This window comes from Citrobacter sp. BDA59-3 (assembly GCF_015167655.1).
Classification (GTDB): Bacteria; Pseudomonadota; Gammaproteobacteria; order Enterobacterales; family Enterobacteriaceae; genus Phytobacter; species Phytobacter diazotrophicus.
Genome location: NZ_CP063427.1, coordinates 3,903,309 through 3,918,318, shown reverse-complemented (window position 1 = coordinate 3,918,318; position 15,010 = coordinate 3,903,309). Strand labels below are relative to the sequence as shown.

Annotated in this window: 13 protein-coding genes and 6 tRNA genes; 6 read left to right on the top strand and 13 right to left on the bottom strand. The window is 52.0% G+C overall.

Features of this window, described 5'->3' with window-relative positions:
* Positions 1-4: 4 nt before the first annotated feature.
* Positions 5-934, top strand: coding sequence for a LysR family transcriptional regulator (locus IP582_RS18390; protein ID WP_193794042.1), 930 nt, complete (start codon positions 5-7; stop codon positions 932-934).
* Here the strand turns inward: IP582_RS18390 and IP582_RS18385 are convergent.
* The 5 genes from IP582_RS18385 to IP582_RS18365 form a co-directional block, all read right to left on the bottom strand.
* A complete protein-coding gene (locus IP582_RS18385; protein WP_039079746.1) occupies positions 925-1,308 on the bottom strand; it encodes a FlxA-like family protein in 384 nt (127 codons plus the stop codon). The genes IP582_RS18390 and IP582_RS18385 overlap by 10 nt on opposite strands.
* Before the next feature lie 590 nt (positions 1,309-1,898).
* Positions 1,899-1,974: transfer RNA gene (locus IP582_RS18380), tRNA-Lys, on the bottom strand.
* A gap of 4 nt (positions 1,975-1,978) precedes the next feature.
* Positions 1,979-2,054, bottom strand: a tRNA-Val gene (locus IP582_RS18375).
* 46 nt (positions 2,055-2,100) lie between these two features.
* Positions 2,101-2,176: transfer RNA gene (locus IP582_RS18370), tRNA-Val, on the bottom strand.
* 44 nt (positions 2,177-2,220) lie between these two features.
* Positions 2,221-2,296: transfer RNA gene (locus IP582_RS18365), tRNA-Val, on the bottom strand.
* Between the two features lie 257 nt (positions 2,297-2,553).
* Here IP582_RS18365 and gltX point away from each other — a divergent pair.
* Positions 2,554-3,969 (top strand): glutamate--tRNA ligase, encoded by a 1,416-nt coding sequence (gltX, locus tag IP582_RS18360; protein ID WP_079496193.1) that lies wholly within the window; start codon positions 2,554-2,556, stop codon positions 3,967-3,969.
* A 45-nt stretch (positions 3,970-4,014) separates the two neighbouring features.
* Here gltX and IP582_RS18355 read toward each other — a convergent pair whose 3' ends face one another.
* A complete protein-coding gene (locus tag IP582_RS18355) occupies positions 4,015-4,410 on the bottom strand; it encodes a YfeC-like transcriptional regulator (protein ID WP_193794041.1) in 396 nt (131 codons plus the stop codon).
* Position 4,411: 1 nt separating this feature from the next.
* A complete protein-coding gene (locus tag IP582_RS18350) occupies positions 4,412-4,774 on the bottom strand; it encodes a YfeC-like transcriptional regulator (protein WP_193794040.1) in 363 nt (120 codons plus the stop codon).
* A 220-nt stretch (positions 4,775-4,994) separates the two neighbouring features.
* On the opposite strand from IP582_RS18350, the gene IP582_RS18345 reads away from it, so the two are divergent.
* A tRNA-Ala gene (locus IP582_RS18345) sits at positions 4,995-5,070 on the top strand.
* A gap of 40 nt (positions 5,071-5,110) precedes the next feature.
* Positions 5,111-5,186 (top strand) — tRNA-Ala (locus IP582_RS18340).
* A 265-nt stretch (positions 5,187-5,451) separates the two neighbouring features.
* Here IP582_RS18340 and IP582_RS18335 read toward each other — a convergent pair.
* Complete coding sequence (locus tag IP582_RS18335) at positions 5,452-6,639, bottom strand: NupC/NupG family nucleoside CNT transporter (protein ID WP_193794039.1); 1,188 nt, start codon at positions 6,637-6,639, stop codon at positions 5,452-5,454.
* A gap of 351 nt (positions 6,640-6,990) precedes the next feature.
* Here IP582_RS18335 and IP582_RS18330 point away from each other — a divergent pair, with 351 nt between their 5' ends.
* Positions 6,991-8,229 carry an Nramp family divalent metal transporter gene (locus IP582_RS18330; protein WP_193794038.1) on the top strand — a complete coding sequence of 413 codons (1,239 nt, stop codon included), beginning with the start codon at positions 6,991-6,993 and terminating at the stop codon, positions 8,227-8,229.
* 60 nt (positions 8,230-8,289) lie between these two features.
* Here the strand turns inward: IP582_RS18330 and ypeC are convergent, their stop codons facing one another.
* The 3 genes from ypeC to IP582_RS18315 all read right to left on the bottom strand — a co-directional run bounded on the left by ypeC (position 8,290) and on the right by IP582_RS18315 (position 11,073).
* Positions 8,290-8,622 carry a DUF2502 domain-containing protein YpeC gene (gene ypeC / locus IP582_RS18325; RefSeq protein ID WP_039079752.1) on the bottom strand — a complete coding sequence of 111 codons (333 nt, stop codon included), beginning with the start codon at positions 8,620-8,622 and terminating at the stop codon, positions 8,290-8,292.
* A 113-nt stretch (positions 8,623-8,735) separates the two neighbouring features.
* Positions 8,736-9,734, bottom strand: a complete 999-nt coding sequence (gene mgrA, locus IP582_RS18320) for an L-glyceraldehyde 3-phosphate reductase (RefSeq protein ID WP_193794037.1) — start codon at positions 9,732-9,734, stop codon at positions 8,736-8,738.
* Positions 9,735-9,840: 106 nt separating this feature from the next.
* Positions 9,841-11,073 (bottom strand): ion channel protein, encoded by a 1,233-nt coding sequence (locus tag IP582_RS18315; protein WP_039079754.1) that lies wholly within the window; start codon positions 11,071-11,073, stop codon positions 9,841-9,843.
* 205 nt (positions 11,074-11,278) lie between these two features.
* Here IP582_RS18315 and glk point away from each other — a divergent pair, with 205 nt between their 5' ends.
* Complete coding sequence (gene glk / locus IP582_RS18310; RefSeq protein WP_039079755.1) at positions 11,279-12,244, top strand: glucokinase; 966 nt, start codon at positions 11,279-11,281, stop codon at positions 12,242-12,244.
* On the opposite strand, the gene IP582_RS18305 is transcribed toward glk, so the two are convergent.
* Both IP582_RS18305 and IP582_RS18300 read right to left on the bottom strand, forming a co-directional pair.
* Positions 12,241-12,969 carry a LytTR family DNA-binding domain-containing protein gene (locus IP582_RS18305; protein WP_039079756.1) on the bottom strand — a complete coding sequence of 243 codons (729 nt, stop codon included), beginning with the start codon at positions 12,967-12,969 and terminating at the stop codon, positions 12,241-12,243. The two genes, glk and IP582_RS18305, sit on opposite strands and share 4 nt — an antisense overlap.
* Positions 12,970-12,981: 12 nt before the next feature.
* The gene (locus IP582_RS18300) at positions 12,982-14,679 is read right to left on the bottom strand and encodes a sensor histidine kinase (RefSeq protein WP_193794036.1); all 1,698 of its coding nucleotides are present in this window, start codon (positions 14,677-14,679) and stop codon (positions 12,982-12,984) included.
* Positions 14,680-15,010: the final 331 nt, after the last annotated feature.

Genomic DNA, 15,010 nt, shown 5'->3' with positions numbered 1-15,010 from the left:
TTAGATGAATTATTCGTTGCGACAGCTTCGTGTCTTTGTCACGGTAGCACATGCCAGAAGTTTCAGCCGGGCAGGGGATATTATTGGGTTAAGCCAATCGGCAGTGAGCCACAGCGTGAAAGAACTGGAGCTGCAGACCGGTGTCCGATTACTCGATCGTACTACGCGTGAAGTGGTGCTGACAGAAGCCGGGCAGCAGCTCGCAGCCAGACTGGAGAGATTGCTCGAGGAACTGAATAACACGCTGCGTGACGCCGGACGTGTGGGCCAGCAACTATCCGGTACAGTGCGCGTGGCGGCAAGTCAGACGATTTCGGCTCATTTGATTCCGCAATGTATTGCGCAGAGTAACCGTCTCTATCCGGAGATCGACTTTATGCTGCATGATCGGCCACAACAGTGGGTACTGGAGAGTATTCGTCATGGTGAAGTGGACTTTGGCATCGTTATCGATCCCGGTCCGGTGAGTGATTTGCAGTGTGAAGAGATCCTGGAAGAGCCGTTCTTTTTGCTCTGTCGTCACGATCACGCCTGGGCGACATCGCAAACCATACCCTGGTCAGCACTGCAAGACTCACGTCTTGTGGTTCAGGACTACGCTTCGGGCAGCCGTCCTTTGATTGATGCCGCCCTGGCACAATTTGGCATCACAGCCGCTATCGTTCAGGAGATAGGGCATCCGGCCACGTTATTTCCTATGGTAGAAGCGGGGATTGGGATTAGCATCATGCCCGCGCTGGCGTTACCGTTGCCGCAGGGGAGCCAACTGTGTGTGAAACGCTTAAAGCCAGAGATTAAGCGTAAGATCATGCTGGTGCAGCGAAAAAATCGTTCGCTTTCGGGAGCAGCGCAGGCGCTATGGGATGTGGTGCGTGAACAGGCCCGGTGTTTGAACCAGGCCCGGGAAGAAGACCCATTATTCCATCAGATGTAAATATCGATCTGGTTGTTGTCAGAAGGGGTGTTAACACCTTCTGGTTTAACGGCGGACTGGGCCTGTTTTTCGTCATTTTTTTTCTGCGCTTCCTCTGCCTGTTTGTATTCCAGTTGGGCCAGTTGCGCTTGTAACTGTTTGATCTCAGCCTGTAGCAGCTCCCGCTGTTTCTGGCTGTCAGCATCGGCACTGCCTGATGTCGCGAGATCTTTCAATTGCTGACTCAATTTAGAGATTTGCTGCATAATATTGCTGATCTGCGAAGCAATATCGCTGTTTGAGGAAGACGAGCCACCGGTGCTACTGGTGCTGCTTTTGCCACCGCTGATGCTGCTGGAAATCACTGTTGATGTGGTTGCCTGAATTGTTGTCATTTTTCTCTCCTCTCTAGCCCAAAACACCATTAACGGTGGAAAAGTACCGCTGGCACGTGCGGATCTGTGCCGCGCTCAGGGTATTATATCTCTATATTAAGCATAAATTATGGCAAAGCGTTATCAGACCTGCCTGCAGATAACTTAATGGTTTTATTGTTTTTACTTTATGGGATAAGTTGGTTTTTTCGACTGGCTTTTTGGTGTTTTTAAGGGTTTATTATCCTGCCAGGTAGGGCGAGTTTAATGGTTTTTGTATTCTTTCCTGTTCCTGAGCAGAAGAGAAGTAACAAAGTACGTGTCGGAAGAAGAACGGTATATCGCAGATAGCAAAAAAGCGCCGCCAGCGCCATTTTTACATTGGTGGGTCGTGCAGGATTACTCGCTTCGCTCGCCCTTCGGGCCGTCGCCGCAGGCGGCTCCGTTGTCTCACTTCGCTACTCGTCTCATCCTGAGACTCGCCCTTCGGGCCAACGCTATCGCGTTGTTCAAAATTGTTCCCGACAATTTTGTCGACTCGAACCTGCTGCAGGTTCGAATCTTTTATATCGCAGATAGCAAAAAAGCGCCTTTAGGGCGCTTTTTTACATTGGTGGGTCGTGCAGGATTCGAACCTGCGACCAATTGATTAAAAGTCAACTGCTCTACCAACTGAGCTAACGACCCGAAGTGGTGGGTGATGACGGGATCGAACCGCCGACCCCCTCCTTGTAAGGGAGGTGCTCTCCCAGCTGAGCTAATCACCCACTTCGGTACTTCATATTGTTGTAAGAAACCCAGCTGGCGAGAAAGTGGTGGGTGATGACGGGATCGAACCGCCGACCCCCTCCTTGTAAGGGAGGTGCTCTCCCAGCTGAGCTAATCACCCACTTCTCAATTTCTTACATTACACGGCGGAGACTACTTAAGTAGTGGTGGGTGATGACGGGATCGAACCGCCGACCCCCTCCTTGTAAGGGAGGTGCTCTCCCAGCTGAGCTAATCACCCCCGCTGTGTGGAGTCGCATTATAGGGAGAGTTGAAAATGAGTCAACGCATTTTCAAAAGAAATTGTTCGTTCGTCGTAAAATTAAACAAACCGCTGTTGAATCGAGCGTGGACGCATGATTTATATACAAAATACATATAGACGCTTGTGATTGTGGCAACAACATTGAGGAATCACCCCACAGTGATAGAATATTGCGACCTCAATTTCCAGGATTTGCCGGTTGTCGGCATATTTATCAAACGTAAGGCCTTTTCATGAAAATCAAAACTCGCTTCGCGCCAAGCCCGACTGGCTATCTGCACGTCGGCGGTGCGCGTACTGCTCTTTACTCCTGGCTTTTTGCACGTAACCACGATGGTGAGTTCGTGCTGCGTATTGAAGACACCGATCTTGAGCGCTCAACGCCAGAAGCTATTGAAGCCATCATGGATGGTATGAACTGGCTGAATCTGGAATGGGACGAAGGTCCGTATTTCCAGACCAAACGTTTTGATCGCTACAACGCGGTTATTGATGAGATGCTGGAAGCGGGCACTGCTTATAAATGCTATTGCTCCAAAGAGCGTCTTGAAGCGTTGCGTGAAGAGCAGATGGCGAAAGGTGAAAAACCGCGTTATGACGGTCGCTGTCGCCATAGTCACGAACATCATGCCGCGGATGAGCCATGCGTTGTTCGTTTTGCTAACCCGCAGGACGGCTCCGTTATATTTGACGACCAGATCCGCGGGCCGATCGAATTCAGCAACCAGGAACTGGACGATCTGATTATTCGTCGTACGGATGGTTCTCCGACCTATAACTTCTGCGTAGTTGTCGACGACTGGGATATGCAGATCACACATGTGATCCGTGGTGAAGACCATATCAACAACACACCGCGTCAGATCAACATCCTGAAAGCACTGAATGCACCGGTACCGGTTTATGCGCATGTATCCATGATTAACGGTGATGACGGTAAAAAGCTCTCCAAACGTCATGGCGCGGTCAGCGTGATGCAGTATCGTGACGACGGCTATCTGCCAGAAGCGTTGCTGAACTACCTTGTCCGCCTGGGCTGGTCGAGCGGCGATCAGGAGATTTTCTCCCGTGAAGAGATGATCAAGCTGTTCTCACTTGGCGCGGTGAGCAAATCTGCGAGTGCGTTTAATACCGATAAACTGCTGTGGCTGAACCACCACTATATCAACACCCTGGCGCCTGAGTATGTGGCGACCCATTTGCAGTGGCACATTGAGCAGGAAAATATCGACACCCGCAACGGCCCGCAATTGGCGGATCTGGTGAAACTGCTGGGCGAGCGTTGCAAAACGCTAAAAGAAATTGCGGCAAGCTGCCGTTACTTCTATGAAGATTTCGCTGAGTTTGATGCTGATGCCGCGAAAAAACACCTGCGTCCGGTCGCACGTCAACCGCTGGAAGTGGTGCGTGATAAACTCGCCGCGCTGACTGACTGGACTGCGGAAAACGTGCACCACGCGATCCAGGCAACGGCTGATGAGCTGGAAGTAGGGATGGGGAAAGTCGGTATGCCTCTGCGTGTGGCCGTAACGGGGGCAGGGCAGTCTCCTGCGCTGGACGTTACCGTACATGCGATTGGTAAATCCCGTAGCATTGAGCGTATCAATAAAGCGCTGGATTTTATTGCTGAGCGCGAAAGTCAGCAGTAAGACGGCACATAAAACGAAAACGGCAGGTTTTACCTGCCGTTTTTTTTACTCCGAATCTATCGCTGAAATGCCAAGTCTTTGTAGAAAACCCTGAATTCCTTCGCGCGCGAGTAACACCACCAACCGTTCTTGCTCAAGCGGCGTCATGTTTTGCAGCACGCCATTAATTTTCAAAAGCGCCGAGGTCTGTTTATCCGCCTCATAGTGTGGAAAGGGTTCAGCCAACGATGCCGGGGAGTGGCGTTGGCGCATGGTGGGTGTTTTCATAATGAAATGACGAACATTCTTATCGATATGGATAAGACGCGCACGGCCGCCTTTTACTCCGGGCAAATTCTCGGTGGACCATTTTTGCTCTCGGATCCAACGATTCACCGTCTGTTTTGCCACGCCGAGAAAATCCGCCAATTCCTCAGTCGTCATTTTATCAGGTAGTTTCATCTTATTTCTGTTCACGAATACCCAGACGAGACAGCAAACCGGTAATGCCGTCGCGAAGTAACAATGAGGAAAGCTGTTTCTGTTCGGGCATTGTCATCTCTTTGGCCAGCGTCAGAAGCAGTGTTTCCAGAGTAGGGTCTTTAGCAGTCAGAGAAGAGAACGTTATTTCATTGGCCGAGCGTTGGGCATTGCGGATAAATTCACGGACCTGCTCATTAACATGCACCAGCCGGGCTTTTCCACCCTGTACGCCTGGTTTAGGGGAAGTGACCCAGCCTTCTTTACGCACCCATTTGTTGATGGTCTGGCGGCTGTAACCGGTAAGCTGCGCGAGCTCTTCCGGGGTCATTCGTTCCTTGAGCATGTTATTTCCAGAGTGGTTGTAGGGATAATTAGTGAATAATGTTATAGCATCATTTTATGCGAAAATGTGACATGTTTAACTACTGGCTGCGAGATGTTTCGCAATGTCTTTCATTTGCATGCTTTTTCAGCGATTGATTGCGACCAGATAATTTTGCCGTTGACACCTGGCGAGGGAATTCATATTATGCCGCCCGTCAACACGACACGCTTTACGCGATGGGGCTATAGCTCAGCTGGGAGAGCGCTTGCATGGCATGCAAGAGGTCAGCGGTTCGATCCCGCTTAGCTCCACCAAATCCTCTACCCAGGTGGTTTGGTGCGTAAAGAACATTGTGGGGCTATAGCTCAGCTGGGAGAGCGCTTGCATGGCATGCAAGAGGTCAGCGGTTCGATCCCGCTTAGCTCCACCAAAATTTGAACCCTCGCTACGGCGGGGGTTTTTTATTTTCCCGTTTTGTCTCCTCATGTACATCCTTTCCAGGTTTAATTGCAATTACGGGTTTATGAATATTGCGCTGGTAAAAACAGTGATTGGGGAATTTGCCGGGACCAGGAAATAGCGCGCATTGTTAATGAACGCATCGGGACTATCTGCACGGGATATTAACGGGGAAAGCGCAGCCGTTATTTGCGGCGGGGAAGAAATAAACCGGGGTTGCCCCCGGTTTATCTGAATTACAGTACCAGTGCCGCAATAGAGGCGGACAGGACGCTCACCAGCGTTGAACCGTAAACCAGTTTCAGACCGAAGCGGGAAACCACGTTACCTTGTTCTTCGTTCAGGCCTTTGATCGCACCGGCGATAATACCGATAGAAGAGAAGTTAGCGAAGGAAACCAGGAAGACAGACAGGATGCCTTCCGCACGCGGAGACAGGCTGGATGCGATTTTCTGCAGATCCATCATGGCCACGAATTCATTGGAAACCAGTTTGGTTGCCATGATACTGCCCACCTGCAGCGCTTCTGAGGACGGTACACCCATTACCCAGGCAATCGGGTAGAAGATGTAGCCCAGAATACCCTGGAAGGAGATGCCGAGGATGGCAGCGAACAGGGCGTTCAGACCAGAAATCAGTGCGATAAAGCCGATCAGCATCGCCGCAACGATAATCGCGACTTTAAAGCCCGCCAGAATATACTCGCCCAGCATTTCGAAGAAGCTCTGTCCTTCATGCAGGTTAGACATCTGCAGGTTTTCTTCGCTCTCATCGACACGGTACGGGTTGATCAGGGACAGCACGATAAAGGTGCTGAACATGTTCAGAACCAGCGCCGCGACCACATATTTTGGCTGCAGCATGGTCATGTACGCGCCAACAATTGACATCGAAACGGTAGACATCGCGGTAGCCGCCATGGTGTACATGCGGTTGCGGGACATTTTACCGAGGATATCTTTATAGGCGATGAAGTTTTCAGACTGACCCAGAATCAAGGAGCTGACTGCGTTAAACGATTCCAGTTTACCCATGCCGTTGACTTTGGACAGGACGGTACCGATAGCGCGAATAATAATTGGCAGTACGCGGATATGTTGCAGGATACCGATCAGCGCAGAAATGAAGACAATCGGGCAGAGCACTTTCAGGAAGAAGAATGCCAGGCCTTGATCGTTCATTTTGCCGAAGACGAAGTTTGTCCCTTCGTTGGCAAATCCGAGCAGTTTTTCAAACATCTCGGAGAAGCCTTTCACAAAACCCAGACCCACGTCAGAGTTCAGGAAGAACCAGGCAAGCAAGACTTCGATTACGAGCAGTTGGACAACAAAGCGAATGCGGATTTTTTTGCGGTCACTGCTTACAAGTAATGCAAGCAGCGCCACAACAGCAAGCGCCAGAACAAAGTGCAGAACGCGGGACATATTTGCTCCAAATATGAGACGGGTAGAAATTTCGTGCACATTCTATGTAACAAGCGGAAAGAAAACGAGATCAAACACACAGTATATTAATGACCTGTGACCAGACTCAAAAATAGTGATCCGCCATACATTTCTGTTATGTTAAGTAAAAGAATGAAAAGTTGCACTGTAATGCTAAACTCTTTACAAGACGGTGTGATTTGCATCTCATCGTCCCTGTCTTAAAAACATCCGGCCCGTCATCGTTTCTGACTATCGAAGAAATCAATCGAATCTACCCTAAATGAACTTGATAATCATTCTCATTTTGGTAGCATGAAACATAGCAAAGGCTATATTTAGGGGCAAGAAATGAACAACAGTCGCGTTGAGAGTAGCAGTGGACGTGCAGCGCGCAAGTTAAAGCTCGCGTTAATGGGACCTGCGTTCATTGCGGCGATCGGGTATATCGATCCGGGTAACTTCGCCACTAATATTCAGGCCGGGGCCAGCTTCGGTTATCAACTGCTTTGGGTGGTTGTCTGGGCGAACCTGATGGCTATGCTGATTCAACTGCTGTCAGCAAAATTAGGGATTGCTACGGGTAAGAACCTCGCAGAACAAATTCGCGACCATTACCCGCGTCCGTTGGTCTGGTTCTATTGGGTACAGGCGGAAATTATCGCTATGGCCACAGACCTTGCCGAGTTTATCGGCGCCGCCATCGGTTTTAAGCTGATCCTCGGCGTGTCGCTGTTACAAGGTGCGGTACTGACCGGTATTGCCACTTTTTTAATTCTGATGCTGCAACGCCGCGGGCAGAAACCGCTGGAAAAAGTCATTGGCGGGCTGCTGCTGTTTGTTGCGGCGGCTTATATCGTTGAGCTGGTTTTCTCACGTCCTGAACTGGCTCCGCTCAGTAAAGGCATCTTGATCCCAAGCCTGCCGGGTACCGAAGCCGTGTTCCTTGCCGCCGGTGTGTTAGGGGCAACAATCATGCCGCACGTGATTTACCTGCACTCCTCATTGACCCAGTATCTGCATGAGGGAACGCGCCGCGAGCGGTATTCCGCGACCAAATGGGATGTGGGTATCGCGATGACTATCGCCGGTTTCGTCAATCTGGCGATGATGGCGACTGCCGCTGCCGCATTTCACTTCAATGGTCATACCGGCATTGCCGATTTGGACGAAGCCTATTTAACGCTTGAACCGCTGCTCAGTCATGCGGCGGCTACCGTGTTTGGCCTGAGCCTGGTGGCTGCCGGGCTTTCTTCCACCGTGGTAGGGACGCTGGCCGGGCAGGTGGTGATGCAGGGGTTTGTGCGTTTCCACATTCCATTATGGGTACGCCGGACCATCACCATGATGCCATCGTTTGTCGTTATCCTGATGGGGCTTGATCCCACACGCATTCTGGTGATGAGCCAGGTACTGCTCAGTTTCGGCATCGCCCTGGCGCTGGTGCCATTGCTGATCTTTACCAGTGACCGAGGGTTAATGGGGGAACTGGTGAATACGCCGACGGTCAGGCGCGTTGGCTGGCTGATTGTGATCCTGGTGGTGGCGCTAAATGGCTGGCTGCTGGTGGGAACCGCTTTAGGGGTATAACGCTAAATATTGGCAAAGAAAAAGGAGCGCATGCGCTCCTTTTTGCTTATAGCCTGTTTGTTAACGCCAGTGACCATGGCCGTGACCACGTCCCGGGCCGCGACGATCATCGCGATCATTCCAGCCTTCACGGTAACCACGTTCGTAAGCATCACGTTTATCCCAGCCACGGTGGTAGCCACGGTCATGCATACGCCAGCGATGGTCACGCCATTCGTAATTACGATGCCAGTAGTCGCGATCGCGCCAGCGTCCGCCGTCCCAATAATTGCCGTAATTGTCGCGATCGCCAATTTGCAATTTTACAGAAGGCAGCAGTGTTATTTCGCCAGCGTTAGCGACCAGCGGGGCACATGCCATTAATACTGCTGCGAGAATCAGTGACCTGAACATAGTTTTCTCCTTCACGATCGGGTCTGTTGCAGCAATATTATGTAACGTTTATGCCCGCATCTTCGGCGGAACTCCTAAATCCGTAGTGACAGCACTTTTTGCTAAAAGTGCTGTTATTTTGCGCTGTTCAGGATCGCGTCAATGTTGGCGCATTCCGCTTCGCTGAACTGGCGATTAGCCAGCATGCCGACGGCGTCATCAAGCTGGCTGGTTTTACTGGCGCCGATCAGTACGGAGGTCACCTTGTCCCCGCGCAGAACCCATGCCAGCGCCATTTGCGATAATTTTTGCCCACGGGCAATCGCCAGATCATTCAGCTTGCGGACTTTTGCCAGCTTTTCATCCGTAATCTGATCGGGATTGAGGAAACGGCTGCCGCTGGCGGCGCGTGAATCTGCCGGAATACCGTTCAGATAACGGTCGGTAAGTTGTCCGCCTGCCAGCGGCGAAAACGCAATGCTGCCAACCCCTTCTTGTTGCAGCACAGTCAACAACTCGTCTTCCACCCAACGCTCGAACATCGAATATTTGGGCTGATGGATAAGGCAGGGCGTGCCCAGATCATTGAGTATCTCAATGGCCTGGCGCGCTAAATCGGCCGGGTAATTCGACAGACCGACATACAGCGCCTTGCCCTGGCGGACAACGTGGTCCAGCGCCCGCATGGTCTCTTTCAGCGGCGTTTCTGGGTCCGGACGGTGGTGATAGAAGATATCGACATAATCGAGCCCCATCCGGCGCAGGCTTTGATCGAGGCTGGCAATCAGGTATTTGCGCGAACCCCAGTCGCCATAGGGGCCATCCCACATGGTATAGCCTGCTTTGGTCGAGATGATCAGTTCATCCCGATAAGGCAAAAAATCTTCCTGCAGCAGACGACCAAAATTGCGCTCGGCAGAGCCGGGAGGCGGGCCGTAGTTATTGGCGATATCGAAATGGGTTATCCCCAAATCGAAAGCATGTCTGAGTAGCTGACGGCTATTTTCAATGAGTGTGGCATCGCCAAAGTTATGCCACAGTCCAAGTGAGATTGCCGGAAGCTTAAGCCCACTGTCACCGCAGCGGCGAAATTCCATTTTCTGATAGCGATCCCCGGAGGCCAGATAAACCATACATATGCCCTTAATGTCAGTGTATACGTTTACACTCGTGGTCTTCGAGCTTACACCAGCTTGCCGGTTCTCGCTGATTTCCTTTGCTAAATTCTGCCGTTACGCACTATTTTTTGCGCGGTGCGATCATTACCGGCTTTCCTGCCAGCAGCAGCCAGGCGGGTAACATCACAATGCATAACAGGGGCAGCAGACTGGTATCCGGCACCACGGCGGCAGCCATAAACAGGCTCAACCAGGCGTCGCGGGTGACGACCAGCACCATGCCGAGAATGGCACACGAGATAGTGATTGCTGCCGGGACGGCATTGACGTGTTCATGCAGCATCAGGCCGAGAGCGACGCCAACAAACACCGCCGGGAAGATGCGCCCGCCGCGAAAACCACAGGCTGCCGCAACCACCAGCGCCGCCAGTTTTATCACTGCGAATAGCAGATAATCCGTTACGGTAAAGGTCTGAGCGAACGCCATTTGCTGCATCTCATCCAGCCCTTTAAACAGAGTGATATTGCCGCCAATAACGCCGAGCACGCCCAGAATAAATCCGCCGATCCCGAGCATCAGTACCGGGCTTTTCAGGCGATGCATCAACTGGTGCAAACGCGGCAGGCACCAGACTGCTACCATCCCCAGCGCAATCGCGATGGCGCAGACGACCGCACCGCTGATGATATCGACCAGATGCATCTGCGGATAATGCGCAACAGGCAGAGCGAAGTGGGGATGGAAAAACAACCCGGTGGTCAGGGCGCCTGCGGCGGCGGCCATCAGCGGGGCGAACAGGCGGTCCCATAGCGGCAGGTCAGTATTTGAATTCAACGTCTGGGAGAAAATCAGCGCGGCTGCCACGGGGGTGCCAAACAGTGCGCCAATGGTTCCGGCAGAGGCGAGAATAGTCCAGTCGAGAGGGGCAACGCGCGGGAACAATTTTCCACCCAATGCCACAGCCAGGGCAATATTGAGCACCATAATAGGATGCTCCGGCCCAAGGCTCACGCCACCGGCCAGGCCAAGTACCAGGGCAACCAGCAGGCCGGGCAGGGCAGAGACATGTACAGGTGCGCCAATCAGCGGCTCGGTTGCCGGATCCGGGCCGCCGTGTCCGGCGCTGTAACGAATCACCAGACCGACCGCCAGCCCGGTCAGGGTCAGCATCATAATCACCCAGAAAGGGGAGTCAGGGGTAAAACCCAGACGATAAGGCAGCCCATTCCACAGTATCAATTGCAGAACGGCAGCCACTTTCATGACCAGCAATAACACCAGACTGGATGCGACACCGATAATCAGCGCGGGAAGCGCCAGTAGCAGCATCGTTCGGGCTCGCGGATGGAGCATGTTCATTTCCTTTTAACTGAGCACAGAGGTCACAGCACGCTCGTGGAAAATATCCGGCGAGTGCAGACATTGCTGAAACCGTTACGTTAATTTGTGACGAAGATCGATAATCCCGGGGCACTCATGCTATGTTCGTTGTCGTTACAGCGCCTTGAATTTACAGTGTGCCAAAGATTTATTCTGACTTTAGCGGAGCCGTAAAAGAATGACAAAGTATGCTTTAGTAGGGGACGTGGGCGGCACGAACGCACGATTAGCGCTCTGCGATCTTAGTAGCGGGGCCATCTCCCAGGCCAAAACCTATTCCGGCCTTGATTATCCCAGCCTTGAGGCGGTGGTACGCGTGTACCTTGATGAGCATAAGGCAGAGGTAAAAGATGGCTGTATCGCCATCGCTTGCCCTATTACCGGTGACTGGGTGGCGATGACCAACCACACCTGGGCTTTCTCTATCGCAGAGATGAAAAAAAACCTTGGCTTCGCACATCTGGAAATCATTAACGATTTCACCGCTGTCTCTATGGCGGTGCCGATGCTGAAACCAGAGCACCTGACTCAGTTCGGTGGCGGTGAGCCGGTTGAAGGCAAGCCAATCGCGGTCTATGGTGCGGGCACAGGCCTTGGCGTATCACATCTGGTGCATGTCGATAAGCGCTGGGTCAGCCTGCCGGGTGAAGGCGGACACGTGGATTTTGCGCCGAACAGCGAAGAAGAGGGCATTATTCTGGAGGAGCTGCGCGCGGAGATCGGCCATGTGTCTGCCGAGCGTGTTCTGTCCGGTCCGGGGCTGGTCAATTTGTACCGCGCGATCGTGAAATCGGACGGACGGTTGCCGGAAAACCTGCAACCGAAAGATGTCACCGAACGTGCCCTGGCGGATAGCTGTATCGATTGTCGCCGCGCGCTGTCGCTGTTTTGCGTCATTATGGGACGTTTCGGCGGCAACCTGGCGCTCAATCTCGGTACGTTTGGCGGCGTCTATATCGCAGGCGGTATTGTGCCGCGCTTCCTGGATTTCTTTACCGCCTCCGGTTTCCGCGGTGGTTTTGAAGATAAAGGTCGCTTCAAATCCTACGTACAAGACATCCCGGTCTTCCTGATCACGCACGATAATCCAGGCCTGCTCGGCGCCGGCGCGCACCTGCGCCAGTCGCTGGGGTATTATCTCTAAAGATGCATTAACTGCCTGAATTCTTTTACCTTACTGCGGCTGACGGGTACCTGGAAATCCAAGTCTCTCAGCCGCACGATATAGGTGTTATTGAACCAGGGCTCAATTTCGCGAATTTTATCCAGATTGACGCAGTAGGAGCGATGGCAGCGGAAAAAGTGCGCCGCCGGGAGCTTGCTGCAAAACTCCGTAATATTCATTGGCATGACATAGGATTCACGTTTGGTGTAGACAAACGTCATCTTTTCGTGCGCTTCTGCGTAATAGATATCGTGAATACTGGTGACGATGATGCGCTCATCTTTCACCAGGTTGATTGTCGCATTCTCGCGTGGGGCAGGGCTGGCACTGGTGCCGGTTTGTTGCTGCCAGGCTGTTTCCAGCTTTTGCAACATGCTAATAATGCGCGATTCCTGATACGGTTTGAGAATATAGTCAAACGCTTCCAGTTCGAATGCTTCTACCGCATGCTCTTTCCAGGCGGTAATGAACACGATAAATGGTTTATGGGCGAACTGACTGATATTCTGCGCCAGCAGGACGCCGTCCAGGGACGGGATGTTGATATCAAGGAAAATGGCGTCCACTTTGTTGTGCTGCAAATATTTCAGCACGTCGAGACCGTCCTCAAATGTACCCACTATATCCATCTGGCTGTGCGTTTTGATAAGCCAGCTCAGCTCCTGTTGCGCCAGGAACTCATCTTCAACAATGATGACCTTCATTCACTTCTCCCGTTAAGGCAACAGCGTGGCCGGCGTGGTCACAGGCGTGGTGTGCAGGGGCACATAAAACGCAATCTCGGTACCCGGCGTCAGGCGGCGGATATGCAGCCCCTCGCCATACAGTAACTTCACGCGCTGGTGGACATTGAGCAAACCGATTTTATTACCCGGCATTTCGTCGGCTTCCACACGGGCGATCATCTCGGGCGCAATGCCGTTCCCCGTATCGCGTACGGCAATACGCACGCGGTTGCCGCACTCCGCCACGCTGATGGTCACTACCCCTTTTCCTTTGCAGGGCTGAATACCGTGGACGATGGCATTTTCGACCAGCGGCTGAATCAGCAGGCTGGGAATAACACAGCTCACCTCTTCATCAATGTCATAAATGACCGTCAACTTGTCGCCAAAACGGGCCTGTTCAATGGCGATATAGTCTTTGATTTGGTAGAGCTCTTTTTTGATATCAATCTGCTCATCGTCTTTTAATTCAATGTTATAGCGCAGGTAGCGCGACAGATTGAAAATCAACTGCCGGGCGGTGTCCGGATTAAGGCGGATAGAGGATGAAATCGCATTGAGGGCGTTAAAAAGAAAGTGCGGGTTAATTTTGCTTTGTAATGCGCGCAGTTCCGCTTTATTGGCCATCTCACGTAGCTGCTCGGCACGGGACACTTCCAGTTGCGTAGAGATAATTTGCGACAGACCAACCGCCATCTCCTGCAGCGAAGAGGTGATTTGATGCGCATGGCAATAATAGATTTTAAGCGTGCCGGTGACGATCCCCTTTTCCCATAGCGGGATCACCAGCATTGAGTGGATCTGCGGCGTTCTGTGGGCTTCATCATTGTTTTTAATGATGATCTCCCCGGTCTCAATCGCCTGGCGTGTTGTCGGACTGATGATATCGTCACTGTCCCGGTAGTTGTCTTCGCCCACGCCGACATACACCAGCACATGGTCGGCGTTGGTGATGGCCACGGCGTCGGCATTAATATCGCGGCGAATGATGTCGCATACCTGGCGCAGGGATTCGCTATTGACGTTGCGAAACAGTGGCAGGGTTTTATTGGCGATATCCAGCGCCAGTTTGGCCTGGCGTCCGGCGATGGCTTCTTTTTCACCTTCCACGCTTTGTACCAGCAGGACGATAAAGCCCACACAGATGCTGCCCAGAATCATCGGCACGCCAATTTTCGATACGATATCCAGGCCCAGTGCGGTCGACGGCGCCCAAAGTACCACCAGCGTCATGGTCAGGGTTTCGCACAACATCCCGGCGATGATGCCCACGCTCCAGTGCTTTTGCTTAGGGATTTTGCGATTTATCCAGCCAGAGAGAACACCGGCAATGATACTGGTAATCAGGCAGGGTACGGCTGTTACGCCGCCGATATCAATCAGATAGCGGTGTATCCCGGCGATAACGCCGGTAATAATGCCCACCCAGGGGCCAAATAAAATGCCGCCGGACATCACCGCAATAATGCGCACATTCACCAGCGAGCCTTCGACCGGTACACCGGACCAGGTGCTGAACAGCGCAAACATTGAGAAGATAGCCGTGACGGCGAGCAACTCTTTTGGCGTGTGCGCCGTTTTATGCAGTAACTCGCGGAACAGGCGGATACGGATCAGAAAGAAAAGGCAGATCAGCATCAGCGCCGCGCGATCAAATACCGCCAGCAGCATGTTGAATATTTCGTGCACGGGAAGGCTCATGTAAAAGGCGTGAAAAAGCTATGATAAAAAACATCGCCGCCAATGACCAGTCAGGTACGCGTATTTGGCAATGAGGAAAACCCCCTTCTTTAAAAGGGGATTGATACCGGTCGGAAGATGTTTCGCCACATGTGAAAAAATGCCTTATTAGAACGTAACTTCATTGATATCAGCTTGTTAAATTTGAGGGTGTATATTTTCTCTTGTTGCCAGGATTTTGTTTTGCGCATTTTTTTTGGCTTCCCCTTTTTTAGACGTAAAATTTTTTCACATTTCCTCTCGACAGCAGGTTTTTTTTCAGGCTATGTTCAGGAAACGC

Excerpts from the sequence above, each read along its gene's own strand:
- IP582_RS18390 (WP_193794042.1), top strand. The coding sequence starts at position 5 with ATGAATTATTCGTTGCGACAGCTTCGTGTCTTTGTCACGGTAGCACAT.
- IP582_RS18315 (WP_039079754.1), bottom strand. The coding sequence starts at position 11,073 with ATGCTCCATCCGCGAGCCCGAACGATGCTGCTACTGGCGCTTCCCGCG.
- IP582_RS18385 (WP_039079746.1), bottom strand. The coding sequence starts at position 1,308 with ATGACAACAATTCAGGCAACCACATCAACAGTGATTTCCAGCAGCATC.
- gltX (WP_079496193.1), top strand. The coding sequence starts at position 2,554 with ATGAAAATCAAAACTCGCTTCGCGCCAAGCCCGACTGGCTATCTGCAC.
- IP582_RS18350 (WP_193794040.1), bottom strand. The coding sequence starts at position 4,774 with ATGCTCAAGGAACGAATGACCCCGGAAGAGCTCGCGCAGCTTACCGGT.
- ypeC (WP_039079752.1), bottom strand. The coding sequence starts at position 8,622 with ATGTTCAGGTCACTGATTCTCGCAGCAGTATTAATGGCATGTGCCCCG.
- glk (WP_039079755.1), top strand. The coding sequence starts at position 11,279 with ATGACAAAGTATGCTTTAGTAGGGGACGTGGGCGGCACGAACGCACGA.
- IP582_RS18335 (WP_193794039.1), bottom strand. The coding sequence starts at position 6,639 with ATGTCCCGCGTTCTGCACTTTGTTCTGGCGCTTGCTGTTGTGGCGCTG.
- IP582_RS18305 (WP_039079756.1), bottom strand. The coding sequence starts at position 12,969 with ATGAAGGTCATCATTGTTGAAGATGAGTTCCTGGCGCAACAGGAGCTG.
- IP582_RS18330 (WP_193794038.1), top strand. The coding sequence starts at position 6,991 with ATGAACAACAGTCGCGTTGAGAGTAGCAGTGGACGTGCAGCGCGCAAG.
- IP582_RS18355 (WP_193794041.1), bottom strand. The coding sequence starts at position 4,410 with ATGAAACTACCTGATAAAATGACGACTGAGGAATTGGCGGATTTTCTC.
- mgrA (WP_193794037.1), bottom strand. The coding sequence starts at position 9,734 with ATGGTTTATCTGGCCTCCGGGGATCGCTATCAGAAAATGGAATTTCGC.